Source organism: Paenibacillus sp. FSL R5-0912 (genome assembly GCF_000758605.1).
In the GTDB taxonomy this organism is placed as follows: domain Bacteria; phylum Bacillota; class Bacilli; order Paenibacillales; family Paenibacillaceae; genus Paenibacillus_AQ.
The window spans coordinates 2001331-2019539 of sequence record NZ_CP009282.1; the positions used below are offsets into that span (position 1 = coordinate 2001331).

At 52.2% G+C, this 18209-nt stretch carries 14 protein-coding genes; 10 read left to right on the plus strand and 4 right to left on the minus strand.

Translation table 11 applies throughout. The annotated features are described in order from the left end of the window. Positions 1-45 precede the first annotated feature (45 nt). Positions 46-4956 carry an S-layer homology domain-containing protein gene (locus tag R50912_RS33180; RefSeq protein WP_052416113.1) on the plus strand — a complete coding sequence of 1637 codons (4911 nt, stop codon included), beginning with the start codon at positions 46-48 and terminating at the stop codon, positions 4954-4956. Positions 4957-5343: 387 nt separating this feature from the next. On the opposite strand, the gene R50912_RS08455 is transcribed toward R50912_RS33180, so the two are convergent. After that, entirely contained in the window at positions 5344-7098 is a 1755-nt protein-coding gene (locus R50912_RS08455) for a cache domain-containing sensor histidine kinase (RefSeq protein ID WP_042233949.1), read from the minus strand. 217 nt (positions 7099-7315) lie between these two features. Here R50912_RS08455 and R50912_RS08460 point away from each other — a divergent pair, with 217 nt between their 5' ends. The 3 genes from R50912_RS08460 to R50912_RS08470 all read left to right on the plus strand — a co-directional run bounded on the left by R50912_RS08460 (position 7316) and on the right by R50912_RS08470 (position 10921). Further along, positions 7316-8272, plus strand: coding sequence for an ABC transporter permease (locus R50912_RS08460; RefSeq protein ID WP_042233951.1), 957 nt, complete (start codon positions 7316-7318; stop codon positions 8270-8272). A gap of 27 nt (positions 8273-8299) precedes the next feature. Further along, positions 8300-9190 (plus strand): carbohydrate ABC transporter permease, encoded by an 891-nt coding sequence (locus tag R50912_RS08465; RefSeq protein WP_042233953.1) that lies wholly within the window; start codon positions 8300-8302, stop codon positions 9188-9190. A gap of 99 nt (positions 9191-9289) precedes the next feature. Beyond that, complete coding sequence (locus R50912_RS08470) at positions 9290-10921, plus strand: extracellular solute-binding protein (RefSeq protein ID WP_042233955.1); 1632 nt, start codon at positions 9290-9292, stop codon at positions 10919-10921. An 80-nt stretch (positions 10922-11001) separates the two neighbouring features. On the opposite strand, the gene R50912_RS34115 is transcribed toward R50912_RS08470, so the two are convergent. Both R50912_RS34115 and R50912_RS08475 read right to left on the minus strand, forming a co-directional pair. Beyond that, positions 11002-11172: a helix-turn-helix domain-containing protein gene (locus R50912_RS34115; protein WP_197073052.1), complete on the minus strand. Its 171-nt coding sequence runs from the start codon at positions 11170-11172 to the stop codon at positions 11002-11004. Positions 11173-11178: 6 nt separating this feature from the next. Continuing rightward, the gene (locus tag R50912_RS08475; RefSeq protein ID WP_197073053.1) at positions 11179-11751 is read right to left on the minus strand and encodes an AraC family ligand binding domain-containing protein; all 573 of its coding nucleotides are present in this window, start codon (positions 11749-11751) and stop codon (positions 11179-11181) included. 65 nt (positions 11752-11816) lie between these two features. Here R50912_RS08475 and R50912_RS08480 point away from each other — a divergent pair, with 65 nt between their 5' ends. Then, the gene (locus R50912_RS08480) at positions 11817-13229 is read left to right on the plus strand and encodes a glycoside hydrolase family 2 protein (protein ID WP_052416117.1); all 1413 of its coding nucleotides are present in this window, start codon (positions 11817-11819) and stop codon (positions 13227-13229) included. Here R50912_RS08480 and R50912_RS33185 read toward each other — a convergent pair. Next, positions 13150-14535: a hypothetical protein gene (locus tag R50912_RS33185; RefSeq protein WP_052416119.1), complete on the minus strand. Its 1386-nt coding sequence runs from the start codon at positions 14533-14535 to the stop codon at positions 13150-13152. The two genes, R50912_RS08480 and R50912_RS33185, sit on opposite strands and share 80 nt — an antisense overlap. A 295-nt stretch (positions 14536-14830) precedes the next feature. On the opposite strand from R50912_RS33185, the gene R50912_RS08490 reads away from it, so the two are divergent. From R50912_RS08490 to R50912_RS34865, 5 genes are all read left to right on the plus strand, one after another. Continuing rightward, a complete protein-coding gene (locus tag R50912_RS08490; protein ID WP_042233957.1) occupies positions 14831-15559 on the plus strand; it encodes a DsbA family protein in 729 nt (242 codons plus the stop codon). Positions 15560-15583: 24 nt separating this feature from the next. Beyond that, positions 15584-16441, plus strand: a complete 858-nt coding sequence (locus R50912_RS08495) for an AraC family transcriptional regulator (RefSeq protein WP_042233960.1) — start codon at positions 15584-15586, stop codon at positions 16439-16441. 558 nt (positions 16442-16999) lie between these two features. Continuing rightward, complete coding sequence (locus R50912_RS08500) at positions 17000-17455, plus strand: GNAT family N-acetyltransferase (RefSeq protein ID WP_042233961.1); 456 nt, start codon at positions 17000-17002, stop codon at positions 17453-17455. Further along, complete coding sequence (locus R50912_RS08505; RefSeq protein WP_042233963.1) at positions 17455-17649, plus strand: hypothetical protein; 195 nt, start codon at positions 17455-17457, stop codon at positions 17647-17649. Before R50912_RS08500 ends, R50912_RS08505 begins: the two co-directional genes overlap by 1 nt. Before the next feature lie 100 nt (positions 17650-17749). Beyond that, positions 17750-17920: a hypothetical protein gene (locus tag R50912_RS34865; protein WP_156123021.1), complete on the plus strand. Its 171-nt coding sequence runs from the start codon at positions 17750-17752 to the stop codon at positions 17918-17920. Positions 17921-18209: the final 289 nt, after the last annotated feature.

The window sequence follows — 18209 nt, forward strand, 5'->3', positions numbered from 1 at the left end:
AAAGCGATTACAAGAGCTATGGAGACAACCAAACGGAGGGATGTTATGCTTGGACAGTTTATGAAAAAAGGGTTTCTGTTTCTTATCATCATCTGCCTGGCGGGGGCCGGCGGGAGCCAGTTCATCAGGCCGGTATACGCAGATGATGCGAACACCTATGAAGCCGAGGCTGACGGTAATATTTTGAACGGGAATGCTTCGATTTCGGACAGTCCTGTGGCTTCCGGCGGCAAGAAGGTCGGGGGCATGTATCAGGGCAGCTCCCTGCAGTTTACGAATGTCAATGTCAGCGCGGCGGGAGATTATACAATCACTGTGTACTATATCTCCGGCGATTCCCGCCCCTTCAATATCAGTGCCAACGGCGGGGCCAGACAGTTCGAGGAACCGCCTGAGACTGCTGACTGGGATACGGTGGGCACTTACGATGTGAGGCTATCCTTGAACGCCGGAGCCAACACCATCCTGATCGATGACAACAATTGGTATTCACCGGACATCGACAAGATCGTAATCGGCGGCTTGGCGCCTACCGGTCCGGGTGAAGGTGAAGGCGACTGGATGAACAATCTGCACGGTGCAGTGATTGAGGCTGAAGCAGCCGGGAATATCGTAACCGGCAATGCCAAGGTGGCAGACAGCAGTATCAGCTCCGGCGGCCAAAAGGTAACGGATCTGTATCAGAACAGCTCCCTGAAGTTTACGGACGTCACTGTTCCGGCAGCCGGAACCTATCTGATCCGGATATCTTATATTTCCGGCGATCCCCGGCCTGTCTATATGCAGGTGAATCAGGGTCCGGACGAGATAGTTGATCTGCCGAAGACGGCCAGCTGGAATACGTTAGGAACTTATGATGTGGAGGCGGGACTGCAGGCGGGACTGAACACGATCACCTTCTCGGACCATAACTGGTATTCCCCGGATATGGACAAGATCGAAGTGATTCCGTTCACGGTCAGCTATGAAGCGGAAGCTCCGGGTAACGGGTTGACCGGCGAGGCCCGGGTTTCGGACAGCCCTAAGGCTTCCGGCGGGCAAAAGGTAGGGTATCTGAATGGCGGAAGCTCCCTGACCTTCAACAAGATAACCGCCCCTATGACAGGTGATTACCAGGTCACGGTAGCCTATATTTCAGGCGATCCGCGCAGCTTCTATGTCCGTGCCAACGGCGGTGCCGAGCAGTATTATGAACTGCCAAAGACTCCGGACTGGGATACAGTAGGCATGTATGAACTTACACTACCGCTGAACGAAGGCGAGAATACCATTACTTTTGCCGACGGCAATTGGTATGCGCCGGATATTGACCGGATTATCGTCGAGCCGGCGGCGAACACCGGGCCGGAGAATCCGGGTGAAGAGGATGACAATCTCGGGACAGCGGGAGAATCGCACAGCTACGGGACGATCACGGTTACCGATTATACTTACGGCCAGCTGGTATCAGGCGGACCCTATGAGGTCTCCTTGAATACCAAGACCGGGTACACCGGTTACAGCTGGGCTGACGGACAGAAGCTGCAGGGAATTTACAGCAGCATCAAGCTCGGAGGCACTCTTATAGAGAGCAAAGGCTATGAGAGTCATGCCAGTGCCGGTGCACCCGTGGAGATTCAGGACGGATTCGGCAAAGGGATTGAGCTGACTTTTGTCCATACTTCGGCTGGTAAGCCAGTACTGAAGCAGGTCTACAAATTTTATGAGGGTAAAGACTATTTCCTTACCCGCCTGGATGCAGCCAGCGATACGGCGATTCAGACCAATTATATGTCGCCGGTTACCGTGAAACGTACGGGTGGTGTGGATATTGGTACCAGTGCGGATAACCGGGTGCTGACGGTGCCTTTTGACAACGATGCCTGGATCCGTTATAAATCCCAGACCATGAACCGGGCGGATACCAGTTATGAGCTGACGGCAGTATTCAATAACTCGACCCGCAGCGGACTGGTGCTCGGCTCTGTAACCCATGATACCTGGAAGACCGGCATTGATTGGAAAGGTTCAGCGGGCCAGCTCAATGAGCTGGCGGTCTATGGCGGTGCAGCCAGCGATGTGACCCGCGATAGCCAGCCTCATGGCAGCCTGACGGGCACAGAAGTATCCTCGCCGCTGATTATGGTAGGCGGTTTCAGCGATTACCGTACCGGTCTGGAGGAATACGGCAAAGCCAATGCCATCATTGCGCCTCCCCTTGAGCTTAGCCAGGCGCTGCCGCAAGGCGTGCCGGTCGGCTGGAACAGCTGGGGTGCTTATGAAAGCTCACTGTCGTATCAGGACGTGGTGGATGTCTCCAACTATTTCAAGGAGCATCTGCAGAAGTTCAACAATAACGGCAATGTATTCATCAACATGGACTCTTACTGGGACAATCTGAATGATCAGCAGCTTGCAGATGCCGTATCCGTAATTAAAGGCAACGGCCAGCATGCCGGGATCTATTGGGCACCGTTTGTATACTGGGGCAATAATATGAGCCAGCCGGTAGAAGGCACCAATAACCAGTATACGTATGGAGATATTGTGCTTAAGAATTCCGCAGGTCAGCCGCTGCCGACGCTGGATGGGGCCTATCCGCTGGATGTGACGCACCCCGGAGCACAAATGCGGATGAATTATTTCCTCGGCAAGTTCAAGAGTCTTGGCTTCACGTATATTAAATTGGATTTCCTGACTCATGGCTCTCTGGAAGGTCAGCATTATGACCCGGAAGTAACGACAGGAATCCAGGCATATAATGAAGGAATGCGTTATGTTAATGAGCAGCTGGACGGAACCATGTTCATCAGCGAATCCATTGCTCCGATCTTCCCGAGCCAATATGCACACAGCCGGCGCATTTCCTGCGACACTTACGGCAAGATCAATGAAACAGAATATATGCTGAATTCATTGACCTACGGCTTTTGGCAAAATGGAACAATCTATCCGTATACCGACCCCGATCATCTCGCACTCAGCCGTGCTTCAAGCTTGACGGAAGCGCGCAGCCGGGTGAACTCGGGCGTCATTGCCGGAACGGTACTGCTGGATTCGGATGATGTGAACGATACTAAGGCACAGGAGTACATGGCTGCCTTGTATAACAACACGGACGTTCTCCAGTTGGCGCTGAAGGGGCAAGCGTTCAAGCCGCTGGAAGGAAACACGAATGCCAATGCTGCCGACACCTTTGTTCTGAAGGAAGGAAGCGATTATTACTTGGCTGTATTCAACTTCAGCGCCAATGCTTCGGCGGATAAGACGGTTGATCTCGGCCGCGCCGGACTGGATGCTGCGGAATCCTACACGATGCAAGACCTGTGGACGGGAGAAACTACGTCCATCACCGGTTCTTTGGCGGTGTCGCTGCAGCCGGCGGAATCGAAATTGGTGAAATTGACGGTCAGTCCGAAGCCGGTAACAGGTGTCACCCTCGACAAGGCGGAGCTTACACTTACCGCAGGTGAAACCGCTAAGCTGACTGCTGTGGTGAACCCGGAAGCGGCAACCCATAAAGCGGTAATCTGGACTTCCAGTGATACCGCCGTAGCCACTGTAGCGGATGGAATGGTAACTGCTGTTCGAGCCGGCAAGGCCACGATTACGGTGAAGACAGTGGACGGAGGATTGACAGCCAAGGCAGACGTTACGGTCACAGCTGCCGCTTCTGAAGGACCGGGGAATCCTGGGAACCCTGGCAACAATGGAAATAACGGAAATAACGGAAATAACGGAAATAACGGAAATAACGGAAATAACGGAAACAACGGAAACAACGGAAACAACGGCAACAATGGCAACAATGGCAACAGTAATAACAACACCGTCTCCGGCAGTATTGTGAGCCCGGCCAATGCCGCTGGAACTCTGGCCCTCACGCCGGATATGCTCCAATTGGACAATGCGTCCGGACTAGCGGCCGTGAAGCTCAAGGGAGGTGTGCAGGAGCTGCAGCTGTCTTCCGCTGTAGTCCGCCAGCTGGCGAATCTTACGCTGGAAGTGAAATCGGGCAAGCTCTCGCTGCAGATCCCGGGAGATCTGATCCGCCAGCTGCAGAACAGGCTGCCGGAGAACCAGCGTGAAGACAGCGTGATTTCGCTGAAGATGGTGCCGCTCGGCAGTAAGGGAAGTGCGGTGGTAGCCGCCGCTGCGGGAACCCTCCGTGCGGATCTTGCCCTGAAGGGGGATATCTATGCATTCAGCCTGTCGGTTACCACAAAAGCCGGGGCTACGGAGACGCTCCCCGCATTCAATCTTCCGGTCACGCTGAGCCTGGCAGCCGCAGAGGGCTTCGATGCTAAGCGGGGAGGCATCTACTATATTACCGATAACGGTAAGCTGGAATATATCAAGGCCGATTATACCAATGGTGTACTGACGGCCAAGGTCAGCCACTTCAGCACCTATGCCGTTCTGGAACTGGACCGGACCTTTGCCGATGTTCCGGCCGCACATTGGGCCGGCTCCGTAATCAGGGAACTTGCGGCGAAGCTGCTTATTCAAGGCACCAGCGCAGACAAGTTCGAACCGGGACGGGCGGTTACCCGTGCCGAATTCACCTCCATCCTCGTTCATTCCCTTGGACTGACGGCTCCAGGCGAATCACGCTTCACGGATGTGGCGCCGGATGCCTGGTATGCAGAGCCGGTCTGCATCGCATACACAGCCGGTATCGTAAGCGGCAGAGCTACGGCAAGATTCGAGCCCGGCGCACAGATTACCCGTGAGGAAATGACGGTGATGCTGATGAAGGCTTATGCGTTGAAGAACGGCCAGGCACCGGCTGGTGCTTCTGTTGCGGCTTTTGACGATATGAACCTCGTGTCTTCGTGGGCGAAGTCTTCTGTATTTGAGGCAGCAGAACTCGGACTGGTTCAAGGAGAGCGGCCGGGACAGTTTGCCCCTCAAGGGATCGCTTCCCGGGCAGAAGCGGCCCAAGTGATCTATAACCTGCTATTCGCTGTCCAATAAGCTTTACACTCATGAAACAGGAGAATCCCGCAGCCATGAACGGCTGGCCGGGATTCTCCTGTTTGGCATGCCTGAAGGCAGCTGCGGCTTAACTGTACATCGTACAACTAAATCATCTGTTTTTCTGACAATCATCCCTTTAGTTGTATTTCGTACAATTAAAAAGCCGGATATAGGCCGGTTTAACCGATTTATGCAGTTTAGTTGTACAGACTGCAGTTAAAAGTTGTGCGGGCACCCTTTTACAATTTTTAAATGTACTAAATACAACTATCGCTGAGTTTTTGGGCCTTGGGCCGGATACGCCTCTTCAACTGCCGGCCTTATAACTTTGCTAGTCGCCGGCCTCGTACCTTTACAAGCTGCCGCGCCTCATTGGTTGCTGGACTACACTGCCTTTTGCGGCAGCCGGATTTGTACGACCGTACCTATGCCTAGCCGGCTGTATACTTTTACCCCGTAATACTCACCGAATTTAAGCTTGATCCGCCGGTCTACGTTCATAATGCCATAGCCCCGGCCCGGCTTCTCTCCCATCAGCGACTGCAGTGTCTCCCGGCTCATACCCATGCCGTCATCAATCACAGACAGGATAATGTCATTGTCCTGTGTGACGCCTTTGATATGGATGTTCAGCGGGTTGTCTTGATTCCAAGAGGCATGGATTACCGAGTTCTCGATAAAAGGCTGCAGGGTCAGTTTCACTGTAGAGTAGGGCAGGATCGCCTCATCAATCGTGTAGGTAATGTTCAGCTGCCCCTTGAAGCGGATCAGCTGGATGGCATTATAGCTCCGGGTCAGTTTGATCTCTTCATTGATCGTCAGGATACTCTTCCCTTTATTGAGCGAGATCCGGTAGAACTTGGCCAGATTCTGCACCATATCCTGGATCTGGCTGTCCTGATGCTTAACCGCAAGGGAGGAGATGGAGCCAAGCGTGTTATACAGGAAATGAGGATTGATCTGGGCCTGCAGCAGGTCGAGCTCTGCTTCCTTGCCGAGCAGCTCTTTCCGGGACACCTCGGTAATCAGACCGCTCAAGCGGCCGGTCATCTGGTTGAAGGCGAAGTGCAGCTGGCCGATCTCGTCATTGCCGAGCTGCTCTTCCCTAGGCGTATTGAAGTCGCCCCGCTCAATGCGGCGGACCATCCGGATTAAGGTCCGGATACGGTTGCTGAACAGCGACGCGGTAATATAGATAAGAAGCAAGGCTACGCCAATGAAGGCGAGCGAGATTTTGATAATGAGCTGTGACAAGGACTTGGCGTCTTTGATGATGCTCTCGTAAGGGACAACTGACACGGTCTTCCAGCCGTTGGCGAGGGTGTTGTAGACGGCAAAAGCCTTAACCCCCTTGTACGTGGTATCGAACCGGCCGGAAGCTTCTCCTGCGAACTGATGATTGAGCATTTCGGGCAGGCTTGTATCCAGAAGCTTCTTGTTGGCGGACGACAGAATAATGCCCTCGTCATTGATAATGAAGATGTCTTTGCCGCCGGCTTCCTTCTCCATCAGGGAAAAGATGACCGATTCGGAGACACTGAAGACCAGCGTTCCGTAGGGATATTCGTTCCGGTTGTTGTTCAGCAGTCTGGCGAGAGTGAACATGGCGGGACTGTCTTCACTTTGCGGAGTAGTCAGATAGATGATATTTCCATGGGACTGCTGCAGCTGCTTGTACAGCTCTGTAGCTTGAACTTCGGGTGTAACGGGTTTGATATAATAATTATCTTTGGGCAGAGACGGATTATCGGAATAGATGAATGCGCTGTCAAAATCAGGATAAGCCGCCATAACCGTATCTATGCGGTTGCCAATATACTTATAGACGTCCAGATAAGAAGGATCATCCACGTATTCAGCTGTCAGATAGCTGGCGAGCCTGTCATCCAGATAAATAGAAGCAGATATATGTTCATAGCTGTCCAGTTTGTTTTCGAGATTCTTATTAATCTGCGCCGTTGAACTCATCATATTGATATAGATCTGCTCGGTGAGTTTGGATTTGGTAAGTTCATAGGAGAAATAGACCAGCAGCATCATCGGAATGATGGTGACCAGAACGAACACCAGGAACAATTTGGAGCGAAAGCTCAGGTCGACAAAAGGCAGATAAATATACTTTCTATACAATTGACGCATCGGAGAAGCCCCTTCTTTACCGGTTATTGACTAGTTCATCATAGCAGACGGAATAATGAAATCCAATAATCGGATGTGCCGAAACATCTTTAAAAAGCGCTATCATTCGGAGGATTGGAGTATGGAAAGCACCCCGCTGCAGATTTAAGATGAATACATGAAGTCGAACTGAGAGGTAGCCAGGCATGCTGCTGTAGAGGAAAAGGGAGGGAATTTGATGTATAAAGCAAGCGCTATCAAATCAGTCAGGGGCAATAGCCTGTGGAACAGGTTAAAGGAGCAAAAGTGGTTATTTGTGCTCATGCTGCCTGCCTTTATTGCGACATTGCTATTTTCGTATGGTCCTATGTTTGGAATGTACATGGCGTTTACGAATTACCAGCCGGGCGGAGGCACATTTCTGCACCAGTTCTTCGGGGCCGAATTTGTGGGCTTCAAATGGCTTGAATACTTCTTCACCACCGGTGATTTCTACCGGATCATGCGCAATACGCTGGCGACAAGCCTGCTGACCCTGCTGTTCGGGTTCCCGGCTCCGATCATCCTGGCGCTTATGCTGAATGAGGCAAGGCAGGGATTCTTCAAGCGTTTCGTGCAGACGGTCTCCTACCTGCCGCATTTCATCTCCTGGGTTATCGCAGCCAACATTGTGATTACCATGCTTGCTTCGGACGGCATGTTCAATAATCTCCTGGTGCTGCTGGGAATCGTAAAGGAACCGGTTGCTTTTCTGCAAAATGGACCCTTGTTCTGGTGGATCATCGCCTTGTCCAATATGTGGAAGGAGATGGGCTTCAGCGCCATTATGTACCTTGCTGCAATCTCTGCGGTGAATCCCGAATTATATGAAGCTGCGAGGGTCGACGGGGCCAGCCGGTTCCGGCAGATGTGGCATATTACGCTGCCTGCGCTGCGTCCAACCATTGTAATTCTGGGAATCCTGGCGGTCGGCGGCATACTGAATGCGGGCTTTGAACAGCAATACCTGCTGCAGAATAACACCGTGCTCGAATACTCGGAGGTTATCGACATTTATGCTTATAAATACGGGCTGCAGAACAGCATGTTCTCTTACGGGGCTGCCGTGGGGATGTTCAAATCTGTGGTTGCCTTCATCCTAGTTGTCATTGTGAACCGGATTTCCCGTAAAGTGAACGACCAGGCGTTGTTCTAAATACAAGAATAGAGAGGAGCGCTTGTAATGATTTTAGACAGATTCGGTGATCATATCTTCAGATTCATTGTATATTCCATTCTTATCCTTGTCCTGCTGGTTACCTTTCTGCCCTTTTGGAATATTCTCGTTCTTTCCTTGAACAGCGCGGAGGATACAGTGAGGGGCGGGGTCTACTTCTGGCCCAGAGTCCTCACCCTGGACAGCTATAATCAGATACTCAAAGACAGTGAGATTATGAGCGGTTTATGGGTAACGGTCAAACGGACCGTGGTTGGTGCTCCGCTGTCGGTGCTTGTCATTACGATGCTGGCGTATCCGCTGAGCCGGCGTAATCTGGTAGGCCGCAAGGGCTGGAATCTCTACTTCGTCTTTACCATGTATTTCGGCGGCGGTCTGATTCCCTATTACATGGTGCTCAAAGCGCTGAACATGATTGATACGTTCTCTGTATTTATTCTGCCGGGTCTGATGAATGTCTTCTATATGATCATCGTCCGCACCTTCATGGAACAGCTGCCCGGTGAGATCGAAGAGTCGGCGAGGGTGGACGGGGCGAATGACCTGACGATTTTCTTCCGGATCGTACTGCCGCTGACAACACCTGTACTTGCGACAGTGGGTCTGTTTCAGGCCATTGGACACTGGAATTCCTGGTTCGATTCCTATGCGTTCACCTACAGCTCTGATCTGAAGACCCTTCAGGCCGTGCTTGTCAAAATATTAAGCCAGTTCCAGACCGGAGGCATGGTATCGCAGACGCAGATGCTGGCCAACTCCGCCAAGCGGAATGCGGTTTCGAGTGATACGATCCGGATGGCGGCGACGATGGTGGCAACCCTGCCGATCATCCTCGTGTATCCCTTCCTGCAGAAGTACTTCGTCAAGGGCATGACACTGGGGGCTGTGAAAAGTTAATATGGTTAAACAGGTTCTGAAGGGAGGTGAGCGGAAGCTTGTGCCTTGCTGCTTAATGAACGAATGAATTCTTATTTAATGGGAGGAATCAGGGTGTCAATGATAAACAAAAACAAATGGATGAACGTGGGGTTCTCTGCCGCACTTACTGCCGGACTGCTTACCGGATGCGCTTCGGGTAACGGGAAAGAAAATGCTGGTGCAAATACAAATACAAATACAGCAGCAGGCGAAGAGACGAAGCAGGAATCGATTACGTTAACCTGGTTTGACGGAAATACCAAGGGAGAACCGTTCACGGATGCAGTAGCCCAGGAAATTACGAAACGGACCGGCATACAGGTCTCTATTCAGCAGCCGACCGGAAATCCGACGGAGAAGCTTAGCCTGATGCTTGCCAGCGGCGACTATCCGGATGTGGTACTCATGAGCCGTGGAGATGCTTCCCTGGATAAGTACATTACAAGCGGCGCGTTCATTCCGCTCGATGATTTAATAGAGAAATTCGGCCCGGATCTGAAGGCCATGTATGGTGACACCTTACAGAAAACCCGTTATAAAGACGGTAAGAATTATTATTTCGCGAACTGGTACGGACTGGACAGCGATCCGGTGTTCGGGATGAATATCAGACAGAACCTGCTTGAGGAGCTGGCTCCGGACAAGGCAGACGGCTCCACTCCGTTCACTACGGATGAATTCGAGGCCCTGCTCAAGAGCTTCAAAGCGAAGTACCCGACCATTGACGGCAAGGAATCGATTCCAATGGCCATGAACGGTGAGAATATGGGTGCCATTCTGGGGACGTTCAAGGGAATGTGGGGTCTCAAAACCTACTATGATAACAACGGAACGCTGCAATATGATGTGAAGGATCCGAAGTACCGTGAGATGATGATGTACATTAACCGTCTGTACCGGGAAGGTTTGATTGAGAAGGAATTCGCCATCAGCAAAACCCAGACCTGGATTCAGAAGCTTGCCACAGGGGCCGTATTCGCCACACCGGCTGCCTATTGGGATCCGGGTAACGGAAACGCGGCACTCAAGAAAGACGGCGGTGTGAAGAACCAGCTGTTTGCATACAAGGTGGTTGCGCCAGGGATTGATCCGGCACAGACAACCTTTGGACCGCGGAGCTCGCTGGGCTGGGATGCTATCGGAATTACCAAGAACAACAAGCACCCGGAAGAAACCATGAAGCTGTTCAATTTCCTGGCCAGTGACGAAGGACAGCATCTGCTGTTATGGGGTCTGGAAGGTCAGCAGTACACCATGGTGGACGGCAAAAGACAGCCTGATCCGGCGTTCCTGCAGAGCTTCAAGGATAACTGGGACGATACGGTGAAGAAGAGCGGTGTCCGCAAATGGCTGTGGTTCATTAAGAACGGGCTGGATCCAAATGGCCAGCCTTACGATTTGGCGGTTAAATATCAGCGCAGTGAAGGCGATGAGCTGGCGATCAAGAGCCTGGGGGATTCCGTATGGGATACAGCGGAATTTGACAATCTCAATCCTGACGGCGGAACGCCCGAAGCGCTGACTGCCCAGAAGGTTAAGGATATTATGGATCAGAGCATCACAAGAACGATTATTGCCAATTCCGAGGAAGCTGCCAACGCCACCTTCGACAAGATGCTTGCCGATATGAAGAAGGCCGGGGATGAGGAAGTGGAAAAGATCATTAACCAGAAGTACAAAGAACGTATGGAACTGTGGGCTTCCAATTAAAGCATAATGAATCTCAGGGCTTCCTCTCTCGCGCATGCGGAGGGGAAGCCCTCTTTGTTGTCACATTAATGCTGGGAGATTCAGAGAAGCGTCCGGCTCTCCTGGCCGTTCCTGCGGAAATCCAGCGGAGCTTGGCGGTAGATCTTCTTGAATTGATGATAGAAGTGGCTGACGTTCTCAAAGCCGGCTTCGAGGGCAATCTCGACGACCCGAAGCTCAGTGGTGAGCAGCAGATTGCGGGCTGTATTCAACCTCAGCTAATTGATATATCCGGTAGGCGTCTGGTTCAAATACTGCCGGAATGCCCGGTTCACATGGCCGGGGCTTCTTCTGGACAGCTTGTACAGAGCCGGGAGACCCTGGTTCAGATTCTCCTTCAGCTGGATTTTGGAGACGGCGTGCTCCAGCCACAGGGGAAATTCAGGCTGCCCGGCGGTCTCCGGTGAGAAGAAATAGCGGGTCAGTGTATCGATGAGCAGGCCCTTCAGATGAATTCTTGCCTTCACTCTGTCGATCGTGCAGAGCATAAGGTAACGTTCGATATGACGAAAGAATTCGTCCATTTCCTGCCGGGACAGCATGGCGATCCGGGGAAGCGCCGGGCCCAGTACTCCGCGCGTAAACTCTTCTTCATTCAGATAAGCGAGCGCTTCCCCAATCAGGCCCGGGCGGCAGGGAATGTTCAAGAAACGGCAATCCCCGTCACCCTCCGCTTCATATCTGTGCGTGTCATCGGGCCTGACGAGTACAAGACAGCCGGCCTTGAGCACCTGAACCTCCCCATTGACGATATGCCTGCACGCACCTTCGGCCGGAAGTCCAACTATCACCGCAGCGGCGATAGTTCCTTTGCTCTTAAAAATTTAAGTTCAATTAATATAGGGAGGGTTAAGAAATGCAGCTTGTTGATCTTAAAGGCAAATGGAAAATGAGGCGGCTTGAGGGTCCGCATTGGCTGGAAGCCAGTGTGCCGGGATCTGTCTATCATGATTTACTGAATGCAGGAGCAATGCCAGACCCGTTCTACCGCGAGCAGGAGTACGGGGTTCTGAAATTATCCAATTACGATTATGAATTCCGGCGTACGTTTCAGATCGATACCGGTATACTGGCACATGACCGTGTGGTGCTGCGGTGCGAAGGGCTGGATACCCTATGTGAGCTGTACCTGAACGGGATGCTGATTCTGAACAGCGACAATATGCACCGGACATATGAAACGGATATCAAGGCTGCACTGATTCCCGGTGACAATACCATCCATGCGGTGTTCCGCTCCCCCATGGAATACTCCCTTAGGAAACAGGCGGAGCTGAAGCTGGTCAATTGTGCCGATGCGGTCGAGGGGATCTCCCACCTGCGCAAGGCACATTCCATGTTCGGCTGGAACTGGGGTCCGAAGCTGCCTGATATGGGCATCTGGAGAAGCATTTCCATCCAGGGCTATAACAGTGCCCGCCTCGAGGATGTGTATATTACGCAAACTCACGGGGAGGGCCGGGTCTCGCTGGATGTCCGGGTAAGAACAGAGGGCTGGGTTGCCGCCGAACGTGAGATTGTGGTCAGCGTCCACGCGCCATCGGGGGAAGTCCTGGAGCAGCGTGTGTCCGAGAAGGCTGGCACAGATCTTCATATCGGGCTGGGTATTGATCAGCCTGAGCTGTGGTGGCCGAATAATCTGGGCGGACAACCGCTGTACCGGGTAGAGGTTGTTCTGAACCAGCAAGGGAAAGTACTCGATCAGCAGACGCTGCGGATCAAGCTCCGAACGATTACGGTGAAGCAGGAAGAGGACGAGTGGGGAGAATCGTTTGCTTTTGAGGTGAATGGGGTGATTATATTCTCCACGGGTGCGGACTATATCCTGGAAGACAACCTTCTGGCACGCACGAACTGTGAACGGACAGACCGTCTGCTGCAAAGCTGCGTTGTCGCTAATTTCAACACCATCCGTGTCTGGGGAGGCGGATATTACCCGGATGATTATTTCTATGATCTCTGCTACGAATATGGCCTCATCGTCTGGCAGGATCATCTGTATGCCTGCTTTATTTATGCGCTGACCGAGGGATTCGAGGAGAACATCACCCATGAGACCATCGACAATATGAAGCGTCTTCGCCATCATGCCTCGCTGGGTCTGTGGTGCGGCAACAACGAGCAGGAATTGGCTTGGGACGAATGGAACTGGGAAAATGTTACCTCCCTACAGCTTAAGGCGGATTATATCAAGCAATATGAGGTGCTGCTACCAGCGATTGCCCGGGAGATCGATCCGAATACATTCTACTGTACTGGGTGCGTGTAGGTGAACCCATAACAGCTGCTACACCAACTCCAGTTACTGGTTCTGCTCCGGCCCGGGCTCCAGACTCAGGCTGAGCTCCAAATACAGGTACAACGTCAGTCATAAGGTGAACGCCAGCTTCAGATCCGAGTCCGGTTTCAGGCCCAGTTTCGGTTACTGTTCGTGGTCCTGCTCCAGGTGTAGTTCCAGCTTCAACTGCAGGTCCGGCATCCTCCGCCTCTGCGGCTGTAGATTCAACGCCCGCTCCTTCAGCCCCTATCTGTGCTGCAAAGCCCTCCTGCAATTCTGCGCAGGCCAGGAATCCGCCGGAGTTCACTGAGATGTCCAGGCGGGCAGTGTCACTGCCGCTGATTATTTCTGCTCCCGGTAGCCGGAGCGCCAGCCGGAAGGCCTTATCCCGCTCATGCGGAATATAGGGCGAAGCGGGAAACTCCATATGCGGCAGAATTTGTGTAAAAGACAGCCGGCCAGCCGCAGCATCATCCCAGTGTGCCGGAGGGAATTCCTGCGGCGTTTTGGGATCGGGGATCAGTCTGGCTTCGTGGAACAGAGGGAGCTGCGCCCCGGTTGCCGTATCTATGACAGACATCCACAGCCTATCCTGTTCCATCTCCACGAACAGCTCGAATACCGCCGGTTCACCGCCGACTAGAAAATCAACCGTGCAGCGTCCCTCGCCTATATGCACCGTGTGACCCAGCACCTCAGCCCGGCGCCGGTCAAACCGGAGCAGCAGCGAGCCGCAGGGCATCGGGCGCGGATAAGGTTTGCTGTAATTGTCTCCGGCCATTTCGCAGTATTCCCGGTACCACGGGTTGTCCGTAAGCTGTGGAAGGTCAGCGGGAAGCGCAGTGAAGCGGTCGTACACTTCCTGGAAAGTCATGATCTCTTCTGCGTGATGCTCGGCAATGCGGATATCCCAGACATTATTGTGTCCGAAGTGCAGTATAACCGCATCCGGCCGGGTGGTCACCACCACACCCAGCCCGCCGTTACCAAGCAGTGCCCCCTCGAAGAAATCTGCCGCCGGCCCGCGGAAGTTAATATTATGACGGCTGGCTTGCTCCTGGGCATGAATCTGACCGCCCGCCGCTGTATAACCTGCTGCTGGTCCAGGTTTCTCCTCTGCCGCCCCAGCCTCCGTCTTAGCCTCTACCGCAGTGACCGCCATAGAATCTGCCGCCTCCGCAGTCACCGCCCCAGCACTCACTGCCGCAGCCACCGCCCCGGCCATCCCAAGCTCCACCACCTCTGTATTCGCCGCTTCCGCACCCTCTGGCACCGGTGGTACCTTAGTTTTTTTCATAATAGTTATGCCTCCTCCAAGCAGTGCTCACCTATACTTCCAATACGCCAAACTATCTATATGGTTTTCCTGCATAAATCGTAGGCGATTCCCTCCGGAAAGTATTTAGCGGAGGGTCCGGTTTTTGCACGATCGGCGGATGAATTGGTGCCGGGCTGTTGGGCCAGGCCTGAACAGGGGAAAGGTACGCTGCTGCCGCAAATGTACCTTTACGATGAGCAGACAACGGCTTATATTCAGGTCAGAAAGCGCTATCAATAAGCGGTGTCTATTTGTTCTAGGGGGATAAACAGCGATGGCTAAAATGAAGGCAAAACAAACAAAGAAAAGCTTCGGGTTCGCAGTCTCGGTTATTGTAATCAGTGTGCTGGTGCTCATTGTATCCGTGGCCTTCCTGACACGGTCCAAAGCGGCCGGCGGACTGGAGGGACTGCCCAATTATATGGAAATCCGCGGGGACTTCGATGCAAACGGTCTGAAATATGAGAAGCAGCCGCATTTGGGCAGCAGCACAGCCAAAGCCAAGGTGATCGAATTTGCCGATTTCAAATGCCCTGCCTGCAAAAAGTGGAAGGAGACCTATTTTGAGCGGTTCAAACAGGAATTCATCGATACCGGTAAAGCCGAGCTGTTCTTCACAAATTTTGCTTTCATTGACCGCGATTCAATCATGGCAGCGAGTGCCGGAGAAGCGGTATTTGCTCAGGACAACAATAAATTCTGGGATTTTATGAGCAAGCTGTACGATCAGCAGGGGGATGAGACGAAGATTTGGGCTACACCCCAGTTTATGCTTGATTTTGTGAAGGACAATATCAGCGGCATCGATTATGACCGCTTCGCTAAGGATCTGCAGGCCCATACGTACATGCTACCGGTCAAAGAGGATTTCAAAACAGCGGGGAATTACGGAGTGAACGGTACTCCGAAGTTTATGGTGAACGGCAAGCTGCTGCAGACGGCATCCTATGAGGAGCTCGCTGCTGCCATTGAAGCCGCGCAGGCTTCCAGCGGTACAGAGTAACCGCTGCGGAAGGGGGGAGACGGTATGAACTTTTCCGCTATACATCCGTATGTCTATCTGGCTACCCGCTATCCTTTTGCCAAAGGACAATCCAGCTCCCCGAGAATCTGCTATATGAGCTCGGTCTACCTGATCAGCGAGGGACACGGCATCCTCTTGACCGGCGGGCAGACGCTCCGGGTAAGTCCGGGAATGCTGATCCATCTTCCGCCCGGACAGCTTCATGAATGGCAGGCAGACTCTGCCGATCCGATGGTTCATCAGTGCTGCTACTTCGATTGGCATCATGTGGACCGGGAAGGCCGCTTTGACTGGGCCTGTCCGATCTGTTATAAGCCGGAGCAGCTGCAGCAGGAGATGCTGGGTCCTCTTTTCCCGTATCCGCTTCCGCAGTTCATGGACGTGGGGCTGCTGCGCGGGTGGACTGAGCGGTTTCAGAAGTTCTATAAGGCAGGGGAGTTCGACAATGAGCAGACCTTCATCCGCAATCTGACCATCCAGCGTCATTTCCAGGAATTTGTTGATGATCTGCTGCATCTGCTGCTGAGCGGCCAGCCGATTCCGGACCGGAGGATCAGCGGACTGCTGGAGCAGATGGAGCAGGATTTGCTGCATGATGTACCGAAGCCGCTCGAAGCTTACTACAGCAGTCTTCACCTGAGCAGAGGGCATTTTTTCGAGCTGTTCCGCAAATCCACCGGGGTCTCGCCAGTGGAGTATATGAACCGCTTCCGGATTAACCGGGCCAAGGAAGACCTGCTGCATAGCCCGCTGAGCATCACCGAGATTGCCGCAAAAAACCACTTCAGCTCACTCCATTACTTCTCCCGTCTCTTCCACCGGATGACTGGCCTGACCCCGCGGGAATTCCGAGTGCTTTGAAATGGTACCGCCCTTTAATAAGACTGCAAAGCCGTCACTTGTCCTGTGGGGATAAGCGCCGCTTAGGCCCGTATAAGTAACGTCGATTAACAAGTGCACTGGAATGACTTCAGATATTAAGGCGGGCGCCATGGACGAAACAGTGTCCATGGCGCCTGCTGTTTCTGGTTACGGCAGAATTCTATTGCATATTGTACAGCCGAATAAGGGGGAATGGCTCTATTTTTGCCTTCTATTGCATTCTGTACATTAGATTTTCGGATTTCAGCCCATATCGGACGTTTTCCTAAATTCTGCTGTACCTAATGCAATAGAATGTGATTTGGGGAGTCTTTTACTCTGCTTCTGTTGTACATTCTGCAATCAGCCGGTCCTTGGTCTTTCAAGATCATTCATTGTTAGGCGGGGCAGCCGTCTCTTGCGGAGGGTAAAAGTCACAGTTGAATCCATTAGCAGCATTTATGATGGGAGCAAGGGCTCAACCTTCACGGCATTATCAGCAAACTCAGAGGTTTTAAGCCAAGCTAAATAAAATAATAGCGGAGATGAAACGGGACTATGCTGATGATAGCCGAAGCTGGCACAGAGAATCTTGAAGAGATGTGTCTGCTGCTGCAGGAGCTGTTTGGAATGGAGCAAGACTTCGCCGGTGCGGCTAACCGGGATAAGCAGAGGGCAGGGCTGCGGCTGATTCTGGAGCATCCGGAACGCGGTCAATTGCTGCTGCTCAAGCGGGGAGATAAGGTGGCTGGTATGGTGAATCTGGTGTTTGCGTTCAGCACGTTTGAAGGCGGGCCGGTAATCATACTGGAGGATTTCATTGTGGCGGCAGATGAGCGCGGGCAGGGCAGCGGCCGGTTTTTCATGGACGGCATTGTTGCTTACGCCAAGGAGCATGGTTTTCTGCGGATCACCCTGCTGGCCGATGCGGAGAACGCGCGGGCGCTGCATTTTTATGAAGCTGCGGGTTATGAGTACTCTAATATGAGATGTCTGCGGCTGGCGGTGAAGTGATGGAGAACAGAAATTTAGGGTTGGGAAAGTTTCTTATCAGTCTTCCGGTTGTTCTGGGAGCTGTCGTGCTACCTGCAGGGGTTCTCGCATTGTTTTATCTAATTTTCACTGATTTTTATCAAAAGGGATTTCTGACAGGCCTGCTGCAGGGACGGACTTATTTTTGCAAAGAAGTTCTGGACGGCGAGGAATGAAGGGCTGGATGGAGAATCCATTTAAAGATCCGCCTGTGCCGTCTTTTTTGAATGAGCGCAGCTGGTGTTAAGACAATGAGCGTGAGAGGAAGTAGATGTAATGAAGCAGATGTTAAAAAGCGTATTTCGCGGTCCCGGATCAGCGGGTTGGTCTGCGGGGGATTATGTAACGCGCACTATTCAACTGATTGTCAGCAAAGTCAAAGAACAAATCCTGCAAGGCAGCTACACCATTATTCTTGCCGGGACACCCTTTATTAAGAAACCTTGACGAAATAGAAAAAGAACGATACATATTCGAGAGTTATAAAGCACTTTTATCACATTTGAAGGGGAAGAACCCGCAGGAGATCAAAGAGCTAAATAACAATTGCACTCTTGTGTAGGAGAGCCGGAATGACTAAAATCATTTAAACCTAAGGCTATTAACAATTTGCTTTTCATTCCTGGATGGGAATTCTCAAAAGGTTGTTACAGACAATGAAGATTATGCGGACTCTTGCTTTAGGGTATTACTTTCGTGATGTAGGTAGCCAATAAGAAATAAGCAACCTATAATA